Below are 20,089 nucleotides of genomic sequence, written 5' to 3' on the forward strand. Positions count from 1 at the left end.
GATGAAAAAAGTTACTTGCTTTCTGATGCTCCTGCTGAGCATCACAGGGATCCTTTATGCCCAGAATAATACACATACATCCAATGAAGACAAGGTATTTGACGTGCCGGAGCAGGAGATCAACAAGCGATTCCAGATCGCGCTGGATAAGGGAGATAAGATGCAGGTAGAACTGGTAGACATGAGAGACCTGGCATGTATCGGCAATATTGATTCCCTGCTGAAAATATTCCTGAAAGATATTGCACCACTAAAGGATTCACTATTAGATGAATTGTCCGTTAAACGTATTGACTACGTGATGGAACCGCCGGCTGCCAAGAAACTGCGATTTAAACAATTTCGTCCTGCCGGTACAAGTTATCTCGTGCAACAGGGAAATATGGCAGCCTTGAAACTGGAACAGGATACGGTGCATTTTATCGGTATGGTACCTGTGGGTGGGAAACAACAGGTACATCGTTTTCGCATCAGCTTTTTTGTGAATCAGCTGAATAATCTCGCTGCCTATGCAGATGGACGTCTGCAGGCAAAGCTGGTTAGCCTCCGGGAAAATGTACATTCAGATTGGGTAAAAGACGACAAGGGGATGATGCATATCCGCAAGGATTATATGATTTCTTCCAGTCTTTCGGGCGGCAATATCGGTGCACATAACGACTATCTCGCCTTTAACGCCAGTGTGAATATCCAGAATTATAAAAACTACTTCGTGCCTTCTTTTAGTGTAGGAGCAACTGCGGTGACTGCTGTATTCAGTGGAAAGCATACGATGGAATTAGGGGCATATTGGGAACCTAATTTCTTCTTTGGCCGGGATAGTGACGGGAAACTAAAGACCTACCGGAATGACTTTGTAACGCTGATGTATGGTGTTGGTCCGGCGAAAAGAGCGGAGGGAAAGAAAGACCCTTATCTGCAATTTGCCGCCTCTGTCGGATATCTTGTACATCGCAGCGGAGACTATTTTGAGAAGCATTCCTTCCGTGTGGGATTGGGACGTATTTCCTTGTTGGAAGGAAAAACAAAGATAGAGCCGGTGGTTTATTTCCATGAAGTCTTTAAAGGAGTGACACCAGGTTTGCGCCTTACACAAAGCTTTTAATACCCGGTTAACTCCGTTCTGTTGTATACAGCTGGCCATTGTGCCGGCTGTTTCTTTGAGCGGTATCTGCAATTAGCTGAAATACCCGTAATTTTCAGGTATGTATATCAGGAACCTCACCCAGCAATTGGAGATCGACTATGTGGTCAAGGATATCTGGCCTTTTCTATTGCATAAGCATACACATTTTGAAATGCTGTATATCATGCGGGGGAGAGGACAGCATATGATCAACGGAACGACCTATAACTATGAAAAGGGCGATCTGTTTATACTGGTCCCACAGGATAATCATTTCTTTGTTTTTCAGGAACGCAGCGCTATTTGTATCATGAAATTTCATGAAGGGTATTTCAGCGATTTTCTGCAGGATGCGAAGTTTAAAGATCTGTTTACCGCATTGTCTTCTCCATACCGCAAGGTCTCTGCCGGCTGTAAAAACAAACAGGATATCATGCAGCTGATGGAGCTGATCATACGGGAGCACCGGAAGGAAAGCGCCCATCAGCAGATCATTATAAAACATGCTCTTTCTCTGATCATTACACTGACTGCAAAAGATGCCGGTGAACAATTATCGACTGCCAAAGACGATAAAATACAGTCTGTGCTGAACTACATCCACCAGCATATCGCAGATAAACACCTATTGTCTGTACAAAAGATGGCAGATACTTTTCATATCAGTAAGAGTTACTTTAACCAGTATTTCAAGAATGCTACCGGTAGCGCTTACAAAAAGTATGTACAGGAATATGCCCTTAAACTGATCGCCAGTCAGCTGGTAGGCAGAAATAAGACACTGACCCAGTTAGCCGAGGAATTTGGATATAGTGATGAAAGCCACCTGAACCGTGCATTTAAGGCGCATTTCAACCTTAGTCCTTCTGCCTTTAAGAAACAGCAGATGCGCCGATCTATAGTTTATACAGGATAATCTCCGCTTCGTTCAATGCACGATCCATACAGACAGCCGAACTTTGCATGACAAGTTTAAAGGAATAACACATGCATATAGATCATACTACGATAAGGACGGATCATCTGGCTGATACCAGGGACTTCTTTGTCAAAGTCTTCGGACTGACAGAAGGCCCCCGCCCTGCGGCTATTGCCAGGGCGATACCCGGCCACTGGCTATACTGGAAAGAAGCGCCGCTGGTACACCTGATACCGGCTTCATTTTATCATGACAGAACCGGACAGTCCCCGGCAGAAGCCATTGACCATACAGCCTTTTTTATGGAGGATTATGAGGGTTTCAGACAGCATCTAAAAGACCTGGGTATCCATTTCTCCCCGATGGATCTGCCGGATATAGGCGAACGGCGGATCTTCCTGCGTACGCCAGCTGGCATACTACTTGAAACAGTTTTCAGAACAGATAATGACATAAGTGTGCCAACACAGGAATAGTCCTTTTACGGTTCTTACGTATGTTCATTAACTTTGTAGTAATCCGCCAAAGAATCTACGCATGAAACAGGACATACTGGACCTCTCCGGTGAGAAAGCATTACCTCTCCAGCTGGACGCCGCCATTTCTTTCAGATTATTCACTGACTATCTCCACAAGCGAGCAGGAGAGGAAAGGACGGCCAAGGCTGGTATCTACAGAAATGCCCTGGAGCTTTTCGATAAATATCAGTTGTGTAGTAAAGATATTGCGCTTACTGAGGTACATAAATACAGTGAATTACTGGAACAGTTGTACGTCTGCCTGTCTCCCCCGCTGGCAGATGAAAATGAAATGGCCTGGGGCCTGAGCTTCCCTTTTCACCCGCTGATATTCTATGGTACCGAAACCCTGTATCAGCTGATGTCCAATAGGGTGGTCGATCATGAAAAGTATATTGTATCCAAGACGCCGGAGGAATTCCATAAGAGCCGTCTGCAGATGATTTATTCCTTCATTTTGCAGCGACTCTATAATTTCCGGATGTCTGTAAAAACGGAGCAATATCACGCTGGTATCAACCGGGAAACCGGACTGTTGCAATACTTCCAGGTGCATATCAATGCGGATTTTCTACAGGTAGAACCGATAGGGCCGCTGCCTACACCTGATTCTGGTGAAATATCACTGATGCTGGCGGAGGACGAAGGGTATGATCTGTTGCAGAAAATTTTGCCGCTTACAGCTTTCCGTTTCAGGGGCTTCTGTATCGTATCAATATCTGATGTGACGGTACAGAAGGCGGTGGAAAATATTGAAAATGTGCGTCTGAACCGTACACCGGATAATGACGAAAGCAGCTACCTGAACGTTATACAATCACTTAAAACCATCGTTGGGAATAAACAGATCGAGTTTGACCTGTTTCCATTGGTAAAGATCAATAATGAGCCCGTTTATGGCTATAAAAAGGCCGGTACGGGGATCCTTTTTGAAGTGTGGGGAGAGCGGCTGTCGCCGGAAGTCTTCCGTAAACAGGCCAAGGGCTATTTCTCCAATCCTAATTCCTTCTTCTCTCACGACCTTTTCGGGCCGAAGGAGATGGAGGTCGCTTTTCTGGAACATTTCCGTAAACTGAAAGTCCGTTCACTCGCCCTGCTACCGGTATTTTATAACGCTAATCCGGTAGGTGTACTGGCGATGCATACCTGGGGAGACGAGACATTTGAAGAAACGACTGTTTCATTACTTGAGCCGGCATTACCAGCTATTGCCCAGTTATTCGAAGTATATATTGACGAGTTTAACCTGGAGATCGAGAATATTATCAAGGAGAAATTTACCTCGATCCAGCCTTCCGTACAATGGAAGTTCAACGAGGTGGCCTGGCACTATCTGCATGACAGGAAGAAAGGGCTGCCGGAGACAGCCGAAACCATCCATTTTAATGGGGTTTATCCCTTATATGGTGCGGTAGATATCCGGAATTCAACCATAGAGCGGAATAAGGCGATCGTCACCGATCTCGATACGCATCTGGATCACCTGATGAAAACATTGCAGTCTTTACAGGAAGATCATCATTCCGTATTACAGGAAGAAATGATCTACAAATGCGGCAAGTGGAAAGAAGCCCTGGGCGTACAGCAACTGAACGGCAATGATGAAAACAGGCTGGTGACCTTTTTCAAGGAAGAAACGACTCCATATCTGAAGCATATGTCAAAACAGAATGGTAACAGTCAAATACTGGAAGAATACCTGAGCGTACTGGATAAATTCAACAATAACCTGTATGGCAGTAAGCATGCGCTGGAAATGTCCATGCAGATGATCAATACCGTCGTGAACAATTATTTTGAAACGGAGAAAGACCAGTTGCAGACTTCCTATCCCTGCTATTTTGAGAAGTTCCGTTCAGATGGGGTTGAATATGATATTTATATCGGACAGTCTTTTGCGCCTGAACAGGCATTTAATCATTTTCACCTGAAGAACCTGCGTCTCTGGCAATTGTCATCTATGGCGGCAGTGGCACAGCTGACAGCTTCTTTATTACCGGATATGCCGGTTCCGCTGCGTACCACACAGCTGATCTTTGTGCATAACCATACTATTGATATCAGTTTCAGGGCGGATGAAAGGAAATTTGATGTGGAGGGCGCCTATAACATCCGGTATCAGATGATCAAAAAACGGATCGATAAGGTACATCTGCGTAATACCGAAGAGCGCTTAACGCAACCGGATAAGATCGTACTGATCTATTTTGACAATAAGGATATTGAAGATTACCTGCCATTTATCCATTATCTGCAGGAGAAGGGGACCCTGAACAATGACCTGGAAGAACTGGAACTGGAAGATCTGCAGGGACTGAGCGGATTAAGAGCATTGAGAGTAGGCGTCGCGGATCTGTAACTATAACGAGTAGTATTGAGCTGGAAATTATGAATAATAATAAAGACGCTCAGAACAGTACTCGTAAAATTACGATATATCGTAAGTATAGTTTATGAACTTGTGGGTGTAATCGGTTGTTTTTCAATTGTTTAATCCTGTGGCATTTTGATTGCCTGTTATAAGTCAATTAAATAGGCCAGTTTTATGAGACATCACCAGGAAAATACACAATTGAAATCCAGGATTCAGATCCATTCATTTGAATCATCAGATATGATTAATACGTTTTCTGACCGGGAGGCGTTTAAACGCGAGAATGTAGAGATCCTCTGGTCGAAATACGGCAGCGGCACTGTACAGGCGGACGGTAAGATCATGCAGGTGGAAGAACACCAGATCTATTGTTTCCTGCCAGGTCAGCTTAGAAAGTTTCAGCTGGAAGGTCCTGTCAATGGCTATTATATTTCTTTTTCACCTGATTGCCTTTACCTGGCTTATAACCTGAAGGACATGATGTCGTCCTTCGAAGAGTCCATATTGAATATGCAGTTGCTTAACTTCAGAGCAGATGAGGAGATGCAGGAGGAACTGGAAGAAATTGTCAGAAAGATGCAAAGGGAGTGTGAAGGTGATCTGTGGATGCGTTCTGAGGTTTTATCAGGACTACTGAACGTGTTTATGATCTATTTGTCCAGGGAATTAGGTGTTGGTGCACAAACACAGGTACTGTCCAGAGAGGGAGATGTGGCGCGGAAGTTTATGACGATGCTGAAACAGCAGTTCTTGCATTGTAAGAAGGTAGCTGATTATGCAGATGCCTTGAATGTAACGCCTAACTATCTGAATACAGCGGTTAAAAAAGTGACGGGTTTTACTGCCAGTTATCAGATACATAAACTGATCATCCTGGAAGCTAAACGCCGGATGTTATATACGGATAGTAGTCTGAAGGAAATTGCTTTTGATCTGGGTTTCGATAATCAGGCGCATTTTAGTAAGTTCTTCAAAGCTAAAACAGGCATGAACTTTACGACCTTCAAACATAGTATGGCCGAAATGGTCTGATAGAATGTACATAAAAAAACCGGGAAGAAGTTGTCGTCGTCTTCTTCCCGGTTTTTTTATGTCCGTTACTTTCTATTGCTGGTAGGCAGTCAGCGCATGTTTTACGGCTTCTGAAGAAGGCGCATAAAATGCAGGGCCGGACAGGAGGGTCAATTTCAGCACTGGTTTAAATACTGACATCTTTTTCTCTTTCAGGTGCAATTGTGTGTTATAAGCATCAAAGGCTCCTTTTATAACATTCTCTGCTACTTCGGCGGTAGGAGAATCGATACCTGCATCTTTAATGTCACTTGCATGGGAATAAGCGTTTACACCCAGTCTCAGGGCTTCTCTCATACCAATAGTGCCTACGGTGTACATTACATCCGCATTGAAGGTATTTCTGTTACCCAGACCTATCAGCAGTAGCTGTTTCGCTTTGATCGTGCCGGTAGGAGGCGTGATCAGTAATGTTTCAAATGCATGTCCGGTGAATTTGCCACTCTTCCGCAGGTCCGTAATGATACCATGTAAGGCTTCGTCGAGATGCAGCATACCATTCAGCGGTGCGGGTAATGCCGGTGGATTGGTAATATCTCCTTCTGTGTATTCAAACACACATGCGATCTGTAAAGGTGTTTCCTGTGCGGAAGGCCCCTGTACTTTTACTTCAACGGCAATGCCATTTGCTTTACCCACTACTGCGGATGTACCCACTGCAGGGAGCTCTTTTACCTGTGCATTTACTGCGACTACGACAAACAGCAATAAACTGGTCAGACTTGTTTTTAACGTTTTCATATTATTAGAACTTAAATGATAACTGTGTATTGATAAAGAAAGAATTCGCAGAAGGGTTGACCTGTTGCTCGATAAAGGCGCCTGTATCAAAATATTGCAGCCCGCAACTCAGTTTAACGAATTTGCTGAATGCATAATCGCTGCTTAACAGGTAAGCGGTCCCGATATAACGTTCATCTGATCCTGCGCCGGCCATATTGAAGGAGCCGCTGGGTGTGTAGATACCATCACCTGTTGCATACCGCCAGTTAAAGACCGCGTCTGCCTGCATGGAGAACTTGCTGTTGAAGGTCAGAGTACCATAGGGGTGGATATCAATCAGGTTGGATGGTCCGATACGGGGATTGAACCCGAAATAACCGCCTTTAGGGTACAGGGGATTGAATGTTTGCAGCTTTCCATCACCAGGTGTCTTATCACCGGAAATGTAGTCGTTACGGATGTTGATACTCGGTTTGTACCGTGCGTGTTCAAATGTATAACCGATGTCAATGGCGGTGGTCCATGCATTGATAGGACCATTACCGAAGGAGCCGAACTGGTAGGCGGACTCCAGGTTGTAAATAAATCCGCCGCCGTATTTCCAGTAACGCACGGCAACGGTATGTCTCAGTTCCTTTTGTGTTCCTTCCTCAAATTTCCCCTGGTCTCTGTGGATGCCCAGGTAATAGAGATCGAAGTTGCCCTGTCTGGGAAGGATGATATAGGAATAAGCGCCCCACAGATTTGCTTCATGTATCAGGTGATTGTCGAATACGCCGGGGTTCACTTCGTCGTCCATCATAACAAAGGCGTCTACGCCCAAGCGGGGGGCATTATACATCAGTTTTCCACCGGTAAAGTATTTGCGCACGTTGGTACCTTCCCTGACAGAAATGAGTCTGCCGGTACCATAGTCAAGTTCTTGTCTGCCTGCCCTTGCTACCAGTTTACGCTGCTTTGTACGCCATGTTTTAAGGGTGACATCTACAAAGAGGTTTTCCACATTCAATGCGTCTTTATTAACCGGACTAGGGTCAAATTTGCTGAAGTTTTCCAGGGCACTGTTTACCTGTGCGAATACCCTGACAGCAGGTCCCAGGTGCATATCAGCGTGGAGGCTGTAGCGCTGAAGGATCAGATTATTGTAGCCATCGCCGTATTTCAGCCAGTTGTCATGAACGGTGGCTGCATATTCATAACGGGCTTCTCCACCAAACGACAGGTAATAATGATCTTTATTAAAAAGGGGGATATACTTGATATGATTATACCAGTTACCTGTTGTGTCATTGCGCAGGTAATAGTAGTCTTCATTAAACCGCATCAGTTTAAAGCTCTGGGCGGACAATGACTGTATACCCTGATATAGCAGGAGGAAAAATAGTGCTATGATCTTTTTGTTCATGATAATCGTATTCTGCCGTTAGGAACGTGTTTCTAAGCCTGGTCGGAGTCTAGTATATCGTTCCGGATTCAAAGGTATCTGAAACCGGCAGTACGGCGGATTTACAAATCATCGTAACTGTTGTACAATTCCATAGATCAGAAAAAAAGATCATGTAAGGAGGAGGGACGTATAAAAATGAAAATGCCGCAGTACCTATGACTGCGGCATTTCCTATTTATGATAGAGTAGGTTTCTAACCTCTGTAGTGGGCTCTTAACATCCACGCCATTTTCTCATGTTCTTCCATCAGACCGGTGATGAAATCACTGGTACCTGCGTCTTTGAACGTATTGGCAAATGCGTCGATATTACCACGGATAAATTCGATGATGCTTTCATGATCGCCCAGCAGTTCTTTAATGAAGCCCAGGCTATCATTCTGTCTTTCGCTGTACTCTGTCAGGTGTGTCAGTTCCAGGAAGCTTTTCAGTGTAGCCGGTGCATAGTGACCCAGAGAGCGGATTCTTTCAGCTACGCTGTCCATGATCTCATCCAGTTGATTGTACTGAGATTCGAAGAACAGGTGCATTGCATGGAAATCCGGTCCTTCTACATTCCAATGTGCATTACGTGTCTTTGTATACAGTACATATTCATCAGCCAGTAATTTGGCCAGCTGGTTGGATACCTGCTGTCTGTTTGCTTCTGTGATGCCAATATTTGTATTCATATGTAGCTAGTTTTAAATGCTTGTTTGTGTACTGCTAAGTTATGACATTCCCATTGGTTTAAGACCACCTGGTTATAATTAACACATCGTTAGCAGTAATGATGACAAACATAAATCAATGTAATACAGCGAAACAATATATGCCCTGGTTATGTAAAGTTATGTAAGGCAGCAAAACGAAACGAAAATCGGCGGTATATACAAATACCCGGAAAACAGGTTCCTGGTGTTAATACAACCTGATGGAATATACGAAGCGATTATCGGGAGATGGTCTGTTTAATGATCGCCAGGCCTTCTGATACCCTGTTCATATCTGCTTCTGCGCCCATTGCGATCCTGATATATTCACCAGTAGCTCCTGGCGCTGCAAAGAAGGCGCCTGCCATTACTTCCACACCTTTTTCACGCAGCTCATGGTATAATTCAGCGGAAGTAAATCCTGCCGGTAATGTCAGCCAGCAGTGAAAGCCATTTTCGTGTCCCTGTACTTCGAATCCGGACAGGAAGGCTTTTGTCTGTTCCTGGCGTTTCTTTCCTTCGATCCGTTTTCTGCGTAAGAGATCTGCCAGTTCTCCGTTCCTGATCACATCAGATACCAGTGAGGTAAAGAAGGTGGAAGGATTACTGGTGGTCAGCTTGATAGCGACGGTAATCATCTCTTTATATCGTTCCGGTGCTACGATATAAGCAACCTTGATATCCGGTGCAAAGGGTTTGGATAAGCTATAGATAAACCAGCCGAGGTCGGGGGCCAGTTGCGCGAAATTGGCAGGCGGGTTTTCTTCCAGGAAGCCATAAGCATCATCATCGATAATAATCTGTCCGTTTTTACGGGCTACCTCGATCAGTTCAAGTCTGCGGTCTACAGGCATCACAATACCGGTAGGATTGCTGATGGTACCCATCACATACACGGCTTTGATGTTATGTTTCGCACTGGCAGCGGCTAATGCAGCAGGTAACATGCCTTTTTCATCACCAGGACAGGCAATCACTTCGATGTTCAGCCAGCGGGCAATGCTGATGAAATTTGAATAGGTATACTCGTCTACAGCGATAGCGTTACCCTGAAGGGCGGCAGCGATCATGGTCACCATAATGGCCTGATGTCCTGACGTGACAATGGATATCCGGTCTTCACTGATAGCGGGTCCCTTACCTGATAGCCAGGCAGCAGCCGTCTTCCGGTCTTCGGGTGTGCCGTCGGCGGGTTTAATATTCAGCCACTGATTGTAGGTGCTGTAATGCCTTTCTATAATGCGTTTGAAATCGTTCTGCTGTTCTGCGAGTAACGGGTAGTTGGAACTTAAGGAGATCATTTGAAGTGGGAATTTGGATCGCCAAAAGTACAAATAAATTATACGAATGAAGTTATCCTTTCTTGATCCCTGCTTATTGTTCCGCTGAGATTTTTCCTGCCTGTGATGCCAGCAGTGTGATACCGGTACCCAACAAGGCGATGATGGCAAATGCCCAGCGCAGACTGGTGGCTTCTGAGATAAAACCTATCATAGGAGGGCCCAGCAGAAAACCGAAGAATCCAACGGTTGATACGGCTGCAATAGCTACACCTGGCGCCATTGTTTTGGATTTTCCTGCTAATGCCAGTACCAGGGGTACGACAGAGGATACGCCGAATCCGATGAGTAAGAAGCCGATTGTTGCTGTTATAAGATAAGGAAAGCAGATAGAGATGATTAATCCGGAAGTAGTCATGATCCCACTCATCTGTAAGACCTTTTTGGCACCTAACCGGGTAACAAAGCGGTCGGCAATGAAGCGGCCTCCGGCCATGGTACTCATAAAGGCGATATAGCCTGCTGTAGTAAGATGTTCTGGTACTGCTACCACTTTCTGAAAATATATACCGCTCCAGTCAAACATGGTCCCTTCCGTCACCAGACTGGAGAAGGCGATTAATCCCAGTTTGAGGATGCTATTGTCCGGTCGTGCAAAGAGCGGTTGGGTATCATCCTGTTTTTCATCTGCGGGTAGCAGGTATCTGTAAGAGAACAGGACCAGCAGCCAGCAGATGCCGCAGATCAACAGGAAATGCGGTAATACAGGCATATCAAGTGAAATGGCAATTGTGCCGATCCCTACGCCGGCAAAACCGGCTAAACTCCACAGACCGTGGAATGAAGCCATAATGGACCTGCCATATAAAGCCTCTATTCCAACAGCCTGTGTGTTCATGGATATTTCAAAAACGTTGTTCATAAAACCAAAGCAGAACAACAGTAACACTAACTGCCATATACCCGGTGCGAGCCCTATTGCCACCAGCATCACCGGGAATAAGAGTCCGGCGCCGATTAATACTTTTCCGCTTCCTACACGGGTGACCAGCCAGCCTGATATCGGCAGACTCACAATCAGGCCCACCGGCAGTGCAAACAATACACTTCCTAAGGCGGCATTGTTGAGACTGAAAGCTGCTTTGATATCATGAATTCTGCAGGCCCAGCTGGAATAGGTCAGTCCGGCGATAAAGAAGAATACGCTTGCCGCAATACGATGCGTTCGCTTCAGGTTTAAATTGACAGTCAGGTCTTTCATTGTGTTATCAGGAAGTTAATGTCAAAAGGCCAATATGTTGTTCCAGCTCATCGTAATCGGATATTTTGGTGATATCCTGTAAGTGTGCCAGTTTCTTATTATCAATACCGATAAACTTTATGCCAAGTTGCAAAGTCGCCTGATAATCCCAGTTACCATCACCAACATAGATGATGTCTGCAAGATCGGGCGTCGTGTTGTGGCGTTTGTTCATCTTACTTATTGTATGACCTATGATATCGCGTCTTGCAAAAGCATCCTGTGCAAAAGATGCTGCACTGCAACCTTCGATGTCGATACCGGCACATTGCAGTTTGAAGAGCGCAGACTGTTTCCAGCCACCGGTTGCAAGTCCGATGCGCAGGTCTTCATTGCGGACCAGGCTGCTGATAATCCTGCCAGCTTTCGGGATCTCATGGAAATAGTGGGCCTGTTTTTCATAGGCACGTTCCAGCAGATGCAGGAAACAGTCAATAAAGTTTTCTATTTCGGTGACTGTGCAGGGACGGTTCCTGCGCTCAAGTGAGAGCTGGTTGAGAATACCTGAGTCTGTGGTATTCTCATAGTGACCGTAGTTGGTATTAAAATCGGAAAATCCGAAGGTTTCTGCGATGGCCTGTGTATAACAGAGATCGTCTATCTCTGTGGTATTGGTAAGCGTGCCATCTATATCGAAAATGATGTACTTCATGAAAAAGCAGTTTTAAAATTTGATAACTGATTTCAGACTGCTGATGTCATTGTTGCGTTGCCGCTTGCTGACATTACAGCCGAGGTCCAGTACCGCGTCCTGGAATTCATCAATGCCATAGGCTTTTGTGATGATCTTTTCCAGTCCGAGTACCTGGCTGTTGATCAGGTCAACAGCATGTTTAAAGGTGTCCTGTGAGTCGATGGAACCGATGATGGAAATACTGCGATCCGTGATCTCTCTCGGATTGATAGTCTGCTGGTTGTTACGCAGTCCTATCAGCGCAATCTTTCCACCGTCGGCAACTGCATCGATTGATTTTTCCAGCATGCTGCCTGTTGTATCAACAATCAGGTCATACTGATGTTTACGAGGTGCAAAATGACCGGACAGATACCATCCTGAACTGAGTATATCATTACTGCTGATCAGGTTTGTTCTGTTAGCAGAAGTTTCATAGATAGTACCCGCCTGTATACCGTACTGTTTCAGTGCGAGATAAAAGAGTAGTCCTATCGGACCACCACCCAGGATGGCTACATTGTAGAAAGGGCTGACGGCGAGTTTCTTTACAGCTGTGAGCACACAACTAAGCGGCTCTGACATAGCGCCCTGTTCAAAGGGTACATTGTCGCCCAGCGGGTAGATGAAGCGTTTGGTGGTCTTGAAGTACTTTGTAAATGTACCATCGATGGATACGCCGGCTTCCGTACTGGATTTCTGGAAGCAGTGATTGCGTAAACCCTTGCGGCAATTCTCGCAGTAACCACAATAGTAGGTAGGGTCGATGATAACACGATCACCTACATTGAAGTTCTCCACACCACTGCCTTTTTCTACGATTACGCCGGCTGATTCGTGGCCGATGATCACCTGCTGTCTGGCATTATATTCTCCGGAAATGATGCTGAGGTCAGTGCCACAGATACCTGTAGCACGTATTTCAACAATGACTTCATCCGGGAGTGTGATGGCTGGTTCTTCGCGTTCTTCCAACTGAATATTCCAGGGGCCGTTATAAACTATAGCTTGCATGGGTGACTGTTTTTACCTGACTGAATATTTTGTCCAATCTGCCACAGATCTCTTCGATATCATCTACAGTGGCAGTAAGTGCGGGTCTTACCTTTACAACGTTGCCAAATCCATAGCGGGATCCTCTGAGGATGAGCTTATGATCTGTGAGGGCATTGTCGATGATCCTGTTGGTGAGTTTTACATCCGGAGCGCCGTCTTTGTCTACTATTTCCAGGCCCCACATGTATCCCATACCTCTTACATCGCCGATGAAATGACCGAACTTTTCTTTCAGGCCGTTCAGCAGGTTACCCAGTACGATACCGTTGTCGCGTACGTTTTGCAGGAAGCCTTCACGGGATACAATTTCCATGGTTTTTTTTGCAGCGCCGAGCGACAGCAGATTACCTCCGGAAGTGTAGGAATGTTCCCATTTCTCCAGGACGGCAAACTCCGGTTTGTACAGGATAGCGGCAGTCGGGATACCAATACCACCCAGGCCTTTGGCCAGTGTGATAATATCTGGTTCCATATCAAAATGCTCGCTGGCAAACATGTATCCGGTTCTGCCGATACCTGTTTGTACTTCATCGGAGATCAGCACGATGTCGAGTTCTTCGCAGATCTGTTTGATTCTTTCGAAGTAGCCTGCCGGAGGCACGATGTTACCACCGTTACCCAGAATAGGTTCCATGATCATGCAGGATACATGATCGCTACTGCCATACTCAACGTAGTCATATACAGCTTCTGCACAGAGATATCCACAGTTGGGATATTTGGCAGAGAATGGACAGCGATAACAGTAGGGGGCAGGTACTACTGCATGCTGACTTTGCATGGTGTTGGAGAACGATTTTCTTCTGAACGCGTTTCCGGAGATGTTAGTCGCAAAAAGTGTCTGTCCGTGATGTGAGAGGGACAGACTGATGACTTCATTCTTTCCGTTGAACTTGTTAGCGATTTTTACAGCGCCTTCATTGGCCGTAGAGCCAATAATATCGCGCATCCATCCGTCAGTAATGCCCTGCGGTGCATGTTCGAGTATGCTGTTTAAAACATCTGCAGCAAGATCGCCGGTAAAGGAGGAGGAAACGTGTATCAGATCTTTTACCTGTTTCTGCAATACCTCGACAACTTCCGGATGACTGTATCCGAGTGCGAGGTTAAATGTGCCGGATACGGCATCAATATATTCTTCGTCGTGCGAAGTATAAAGGCGTATGCCACTGCCTTTTGTGAACTCAATGTTAGCAGACATGAGGGTTGGGTTTACATAGAATAAATAAAAAAATAGTGGAATGGGCGTAAGATAACGGTCAGATAGACTGAGTTACATAACGAACAAGGGTTTCATGAACTTCCTGCAGGGAATCCGGGTTATACAATCGGTTTTTAGACGTGGTATAAAAAAATTACATCAAACTTCGATATCAAAATTGATGATGGAAAAGTAGAATCTATTTACGGAAATTTATTTTTTTTCTTTTGATCGAATCCTTTATTTTTTATTAAATAGGTTAGTAGATACAGTATCCAAAATGTTAAAATGATTCCTGTGTGATGCTTTGTAGTAAAGGATTACGGTGTTAGTATGCAGATATGCTGCATGTAGTTCTCTGATGTATTATTGCATCGCTTTGTTGATAAAAAGAGGACTTTAGAATTAGTTACTGAAACAACATAGCAGTTATAAATTGATAGTAATTATATAAAACAGTAACGGCTATTCCGAATCAGATCGAAACAGCCGTCGCCGCATTATTTTTCATCCTTTTTATACAGAACAACAAACGTTGTTATTCTACCGAAGTAACTTGTCCTCTGAAGCACCCTGAAATGACGTGGTCTGAACCAAATTTCAGTGTGTAAGAGAATGTCTGATAGCCGGGACCGGGAGTAAATGTGAGTGTTCCGGCCGTAGGTTTACTGTATGTCTGCCCACTGTTATCCACTTCTGTTCCATTCATATAATGCACATTTTTGTACAGTATGGCGATGTCGAAATTCTTTGTTTTGTCGAAAGCTGCCGAATCAGACGGCATGTACGTATAGTCCCCGTGTTGTTCCAGTGTATCCAGTAAAAATTGTACAGCGTTTACTTTTCCTGTAAATTCCGTTGTAGGTAGTAAATCTGTAAAAGCAATCACTGTCCCTCCTGCCCAGTTCTTTCTAACAGCATAATCAGTTTGTATAAAATTGCCGTCGTTAGTATATCCGTTTGCAGGATTCGTTTTTTCATCACCAAAAGTGCAGCCGTAGAAAGCAAAACATAGTATTACAGCTAATAAGCGGTTTGCTGATCTAGTCATTTAGTTGTAGGTTTCGTAGTCTTATTACTGATTATGGCTGCAAATATATAAATAGTTTCTGATGGAATAAACACATTTACAGCACATAGATTTTTTTGTAATGCTATATTAATGTCCTGAATATGAAGTAGAACACAGCCCCGAAAACCTTGTGCATGGTCTGTTTTGCGGGTATTTGTCAACACTTATATTCAGATTGTCCCTATTTACTTTTTCTAAGCTCTAATTTACTGATAATGTGAATATTGTAGCCGAAAAAGATTTTTTCTCAGGTCAGGACTTTTTCCGCTATTAACAGTATGTTAATTAATTAGGTGTCAGTTCGCCGTTATATTCTCCTTTTACTGTTGTATTTACATATTTCAGATCGTATACAATGTTGTATACATTGTCCACCTGTCTGAAGGTAACCGAACCTGCGATCAGGGAGTCCAGCACCTGTGCATTTGCAACAAATTTGCCATTGGCAAAAGGTTGGTTATTATAGACAGCCGCATATCCAAAATGTTGCTTTTTATCGTAGTCCGGGGCATCGCTCTTTTTGAACGTGTAGGTCTGACCAGAGACGAGGACATCCAGGTCTATGCCTACTGCACTGGCATTTGTTGACAGACCGTCCAGTGTCAGTTCCTTATCTGCAAACATGAGCTGACTCCCTTCACTGCCCCAATCCATAATGTAACCGTAAGGGGTGCCTGTTTCCTGCCCGTTGTAAGTAAAGCTGTTAGCCGGGCTTTGGTTTTCATCCTCGTCTTTTCCACATGCTGTGAGTAATAGGGCGACTGCCAGCAGGCAAAGCGCTAGTTGCTTCATATTTTATATTGTTTTAACAGGTATAGGTGCTATAAATATACAAATATATAAATATATGTTGATGGTGGCTTTGAGAAAGGCGTAATCTTTGATCCCGTAACTATGATCAAAACTTATAACAATGGATCAATTTGCTGTGCCGGTATTGGTTGATCAGGCTGCACATACCATTCACCTTACGATCAATAAAATACCATATGAACTTAAAATACAGCCTTGGGTAACGCTGCTGGATGCGATACGTGAGTACGTGCAGCTTACAGGTACTAAAAAAGGCTGTGATCACGGTCAGTGCGGCGCCTGTACCGTGCTGGTGAACGGAAAGCGCATCAATTCCTGTCTGACGCTTGCCGTCATGAAAAACGGAGCCGACATTACCACTATTGAGGGTATTGCGGAAGATGGCATTTTGCATCCTTTACAGCAGGCGTTCATTGACCATGATGCCTTTCAATGTGGCTACTGTACACCCGGACAGATCTGTTCGGCGATCGGTATGATGAATGAAGGAAAAGCAAAAACGAGGGAAGACATACAGGAACTGATGAGTGGTAATTTATGCCGCTGTGGCGCTTATCCGAATATCGTGGCAGCTGTGCAACAGGTAAATCAAAAGCTATGAACAATTTCACATATACAGAGGCATCTGATATCGATAATGCTGTGAACGAAATGGCAGGACATGCTGCGGCAATGTTCGTAGCAGGCGGTACCAATCTGATAGACCTGATGAAAGAAAATGTCCTGCATCCTGGCCATCTGATAGATATTAACAGATTACATCTGGACAGTATTGAGTTGCTGGATGATGGTCGCCTGTTTCTGGGAGCGTTGGCGACAAATGCTGATACTGCCTGGCATTCCCTGGTTGAAAAAAGATATCCGCTGCTGGCCGATGCAATACTGGCCGGAGCTTCTCCTCAGCTGCGCAATATGGCTACTAATGGTGGTAACCTGATGCAGCGTACAAGGTGTTATTATTTTTATGATACATCTACTCCCTGTAACAAGCGGCTGCCGGGAAGCGGTTGTTCGGCTTTGCGGGGGTACAATCGTATTCATGCCATAATGGGTACCAGTCAGGAATGTATAGCGGTGCATCCCAGTGATATGTGTGTGGCTCTCAGGGCATTAAATGCGGTGATACAGGTAAGGGGACAGCAGGGGGAAAGATTGATCCCTATTGCAGATTTCCACCGGTTAGCAGGAGACACGCCTCATATTGACAATAACCTGGCACACGATGAACTGATTACCGGTATTATACTACCAAATGAACGTTTTACGGCGAATTATAAATATCTGAAGGTAAGAGACAGGGCTTCTTATGCATTCGCACTGGTGTCTGTAGCCGTTGTATTGCAATTGGAGGGCGATATAATATCCAATATCAGAATAGCTATGGGAGGTGTAGCGCACAAGCCCTGGCGGGATGAATCGGTGGAAGCGGAGCTGAAAGGTAAATCTGCCACAATTGAAACCTTTGCAGCCGCAGCTGACAGAATATTGAAGGATGCTGTCACTTTCGGGACAAATGATTTTAAACCGGCGCTTGCAAAACGTGCGATCATACGTGCGTGTAAGGAAGCTCTAAATCGGGAAAAATGAATAACGAAACTACATATATAGGCCGGCCGATGAACCGGGTAGATGGATATGCAAAAGTAACCGGTGATGCGAAATATGCTGCAGACTATCATGCCAAAGGGCTATGCTATGGTGTGGTGGTTTCGGCTGGCATTGCCAGGGGACGTATCGTAGATATTGATACATCAGCCGCGCTGCAACTGGAAGGTGTGCTTCAGGTATTTACGCATCAGAATGTCTCCGGACTCGCCTGGTTCAACCGCAGTTATAAAGACATGGATGCACCGCCAGGTAAGCATTTCCGTTATCTGCAAACGGATATGGTCGCGTATAGTCAGCAACCGGTGGCGCTTGTCGTTGCGGAAACATTTGAACTGGCCAGGTATGCTGCAACGCTTGTAAATATCAGCTACGAAGCGGATGCTCATACCACCAGTCTGACCGGAAATCTGGATAAGGCAAGACCTCCTAAAGGAAAAAAGACCGGCTTTAAGAAACCGGCTAACAGGGGCCATTTTGATAAAGCATTTAAAGAGGCGCCTGTGCGTGCTGAAGCAACCTATTATCAGGGGGCAGAACACCACAATCCCATGGAGATGCATGCTACTACGGTACTTTATTACAAAAATGGTAGTATCACCGTATATGATAAAACCCAGGGCGTTCTGAATACACAAAGCTATGTCAAAAGCGTATTCGGACTTTCCGGTAAAAAAGTAAAAGCTTTATCTCCTTTTGTAGGTGGCGCGTTTGGTTCAGGATTGAGGCCGCAGTACCAACTGTTTATGGCTGTACTGGCAGCCCTGGAACTGAAACGTTCGGTGAAAGTGATGCTGACCAGACAACAGATGTTTTCTCTGGGATTCAGACCTATTACACAGCAGACATTATCTATCGGAGCAGTGGAAGATGGGTCCCTGCAAGCCATTAGTCATCAGGCTGTATCAGGTACTTCGCAGTTTGAAGACTATGTGGAAAACATCGTCAACTGGTCGGGTATGTTGTACCATTGCAAAAATGTGCAGCAGGATTACAAACTGGTGAGTCTCGATACATATACACCACTGGATATGCGTGCCCCCGGAGCGGTGACCGGTGTATTCGGACTGGAATGTGCAATGGATGAACTCGCATATAAACTGAATATGGATCCACTTGAGCTCCGGCGTATCAACTATAGTGTAGAAGACGGATCTATGAAAAAGCCATATTCCAGTAAAGGTTTGATGGATTGCTATGAACAGGCCGCTGCCAGATTTGGCTGGTCGCAACGGAATCCGGCGCCAAGGTCTATGAAGACCGGGCGCCTGTTAACCGGCTGGGGAATGGCCACCGGTATGTGGGATGCAATGACTGTACCGGCACGTGCCAAAGCTACTTTTACTGCGGATGGAAAACTAACAGTAGGTAGTGCTACTGCAGATATAGGTACGGGTACATATACCATCATGACACAGATCGCTGCGGAAACCCTCGGGCTTCCGATCGATAATGTGACTTTTCAGCTGGGGGATGCTTCTTTGCCTTTTGCTTACCTCGAAGGTGGCTCCGCTACGGCAGCTTCTGTCGGTACTGCTGTGCAGAAAGCATGTTTGCAGATACGAGAGCGTTTATTGTCACTGGCTAAAGATATTCCTGATTCTCCCTTTAGGGAGCTGTCCATAGAGCAACTCACTTTCGCAGATGGAAAGATGTATATGATTGAAACACCAGCCAATTTTATTCATCTGAAAGATATCATGACCCTGACGGAGACAGATGCGGTCAATGTGACCTCTACACCACTTCCCAATATCTTCAAACAGATGAAATATGCGAAAAATACGCATTCAGCTGTTTTTGTCGAAGTGCAGGTGGATGAGGAACTGGGATTGGTAAAAGTAAGCAGGGTAGTAAGTGCGATAGCCGCTGGCCGGATATTGAATCCTAAAACAGCCAGGAGCCAGATCATGGGCGGAATTGTATGGGGAATATCGGGTGCTTTGTATGAAGAGTCTGTGATGGATCATCAGTTCGGCCGCTTCGTCAATCACAACTATGCCGAGTATCACATCCCGGTAAATCTGGACATCAACGATATTGAGGTCATATTTGTGGAAGAAAACGACGATGTAGTAAATCCGCTTGGTGTGAAAGGAGTTGGGGAGATCGGTCAGGTGGGAGTGGCAGCAGCTGTTGCCAATGCTATATTTCATGCGACGGGAAAAAGGATCCGGGATCTGCCTGTTACACTGGACAAGTTATTGTAAAAACAAAAAA

At 45.0% G+C, this 20,089-nt stretch carries 18 protein-coding genes; 8 read left to right on the plus strand and 10 right to left on the minus strand.

Features of this window, described 5'->3' with window-relative positions; genetic code table 11:
* Position 1: 1 nt before the first annotated feature.
* From CPIN_RS10725 to CPIN_RS36515, 5 genes are all read left to right on the plus strand, one after another.
* Complete coding sequence (locus CPIN_RS10725) at positions 2–1,105, plus strand: hypothetical protein (RefSeq protein WP_012789810.1); 1,104 nt, start codon at positions 2–4, stop codon at positions 1,103–1,105.
* Positions 1,106–1,205: 100 nt separating this feature from the next.
* Positions 1,206–2,042: an AraC family transcriptional regulator gene (locus CPIN_RS10730; RefSeq protein ID WP_012789811.1), complete on the plus strand. Its 837-nt coding sequence runs from the start codon at positions 1,206–1,208 to the stop codon at positions 2,040–2,042.
* 71 nt (positions 2,043–2,113) lie between these two features.
* Positions 2,114–2,521: a VOC family protein gene (locus CPIN_RS10735; protein WP_012789812.1), complete on the plus strand. Its 408-nt coding sequence runs from the start codon at positions 2,114–2,116 to the stop codon at positions 2,519–2,521.
* A 61-nt stretch (positions 2,522–2,582) separates the two neighbouring features.
* On the plus strand, positions 2,583–4,922 hold the full coding sequence (locus tag CPIN_RS10740; protein ID WP_012789813.1) for a GAF domain-containing protein: 2,340 nt from the start codon (positions 2,583–2,585) through the stop codon (positions 4,920–4,922).
* Positions 4,923–5,108: 186 nt separating this feature from the next.
* A complete protein-coding gene (locus CPIN_RS36515; RefSeq protein WP_012789814.1) occupies positions 5,109–5,969 on the plus strand; it encodes a helix-turn-helix domain-containing protein in 861 nt (286 codons plus the stop codon).
* 72 nt (positions 5,970–6,041) lie between these two features.
* Here the strand turns inward: CPIN_RS36515 and CPIN_RS10750 are convergent, their stop codons facing one another.
* From CPIN_RS10750 to CPIN_RS10795, 10 genes are all read right to left on the minus strand, one after another.
* Complete coding sequence (locus tag CPIN_RS10750) at positions 6,042–6,749, minus strand: M17 family peptidase N-terminal domain-containing protein (protein WP_012789815.1); 708 nt, start codon at positions 6,747–6,749, stop codon at positions 6,042–6,044.
* Between the two features lie 4 nt (positions 6,750–6,753).
* Complete coding sequence (locus CPIN_RS10755; protein WP_012789816.1) at positions 6,754–8,136, minus strand: alginate export family protein; 1,383 nt, start codon at positions 8,134–8,136, stop codon at positions 6,754–6,756.
* 235 nt (positions 8,137–8,371) lie between these two features.
* On the minus strand, positions 8,372–8,848 hold the full coding sequence (locus CPIN_RS10760) for a Dps family protein (RefSeq protein WP_012789817.1): 477 nt from the start codon (positions 8,846–8,848) through the stop codon (positions 8,372–8,374).
* 260 nt (positions 8,849–9,108) lie between these two features.
* On the minus strand, positions 9,109–10,170 hold the full coding sequence (locus CPIN_RS10765; RefSeq protein ID WP_012789818.1) for an aminotransferase-like domain-containing protein: 1,062 nt from the start codon (positions 10,168–10,170) through the stop codon (positions 9,109–9,111).
* Positions 10,171–10,243: 73 nt separating this feature from the next.
* Positions 10,244–11,410, minus strand: a complete 1,167-nt coding sequence (locus CPIN_RS10770; protein WP_012789819.1) for an MFS transporter — start codon at positions 11,408–11,410, stop codon at positions 10,244–10,246.
* Positions 11,411–11,417: 7 nt separating this feature from the next.
* Positions 11,418–12,101 (minus strand): HAD family hydrolase, encoded by a 684-nt coding sequence (locus CPIN_RS10775; RefSeq protein WP_012789820.1) that lies wholly within the window; start codon positions 12,099–12,101, stop codon positions 11,418–11,420.
* Between the two features lie 12 nt (positions 12,102–12,113).
* Positions 12,114–13,136, minus strand: a complete 1,023-nt coding sequence (locus tag CPIN_RS10780; protein ID WP_012789821.1) for a zinc-dependent alcohol dehydrogenase — start codon at positions 13,134–13,136, stop codon at positions 12,114–12,116.
* Positions 13,117–14,379: an aspartate aminotransferase family protein gene (locus CPIN_RS10785; RefSeq protein WP_012789822.1), complete on the minus strand. Its 1,263-nt coding sequence runs from the start codon at positions 14,377–14,379 to the stop codon at positions 13,117–13,119. Before CPIN_RS10785 ends, CPIN_RS10780 begins: the two co-directional genes overlap by 20 nt.
* A gap of 538 nt (positions 14,380–14,917) precedes the next feature.
* Positions 14,918–15,430, minus strand: a complete 513-nt coding sequence (locus CPIN_RS10790) for a hypothetical protein (protein WP_012789823.1) — start codon at positions 15,428–15,430, stop codon at positions 14,918–14,920.
* A 306-nt stretch (positions 15,431–15,736) separates the two neighbouring features.
* Entirely contained in the window at positions 15,737–16,243 is a 507-nt protein-coding gene (locus tag CPIN_RS10795) for a hypothetical protein (protein WP_012789824.1), read from the minus strand.
* 121 nt (positions 16,244–16,364) lie between these two features.
* Here CPIN_RS10795 and CPIN_RS10800 point away from each other — a divergent pair, with 121 nt between their 5' ends.
* Genes CPIN_RS10800 through CPIN_RS10810 form a run of 3 tightly spaced genes read left to right on the plus strand, consistent with a single transcriptional unit; the run spans position 16,365 to position 20,079 of the window.
* Positions 16,365–16,865 carry a (2Fe-2S)-binding protein gene (locus CPIN_RS10800; RefSeq protein WP_012789825.1) on the plus strand — a complete coding sequence of 167 codons (501 nt, stop codon included), beginning with the start codon at positions 16,365–16,367 and terminating at the stop codon, positions 16,863–16,865.
* Entirely contained in the window at positions 16,862–17,851 is a 990-nt protein-coding gene (locus CPIN_RS10805; protein WP_012789826.1) for an FAD binding domain-containing protein, read from the plus strand. Before CPIN_RS10800 ends, CPIN_RS10805 begins: the two co-directional genes overlap by 4 nt.
* A complete protein-coding gene (locus CPIN_RS10810) occupies positions 17,848–20,079 on the plus strand; it encodes a xanthine dehydrogenase family protein molybdopterin-binding subunit (protein ID WP_012789827.1) in 2,232 nt (743 codons plus the stop codon). The genes CPIN_RS10805 and CPIN_RS10810 overlap by 4 nt, the downstream gene beginning before the upstream one ends.
* Positions 20,080–20,089 lie beyond the last annotated feature (10 nt).

The sequence above is a fragment of the Chitinophaga pinensis DSM 2588 genome, assembly GCF_000024005.1.
Taxonomy (GTDB): domain Bacteria; phylum Bacteroidota; class Bacteroidia; order Chitinophagales; family Chitinophagaceae; genus Chitinophaga; species Chitinophaga pinensis.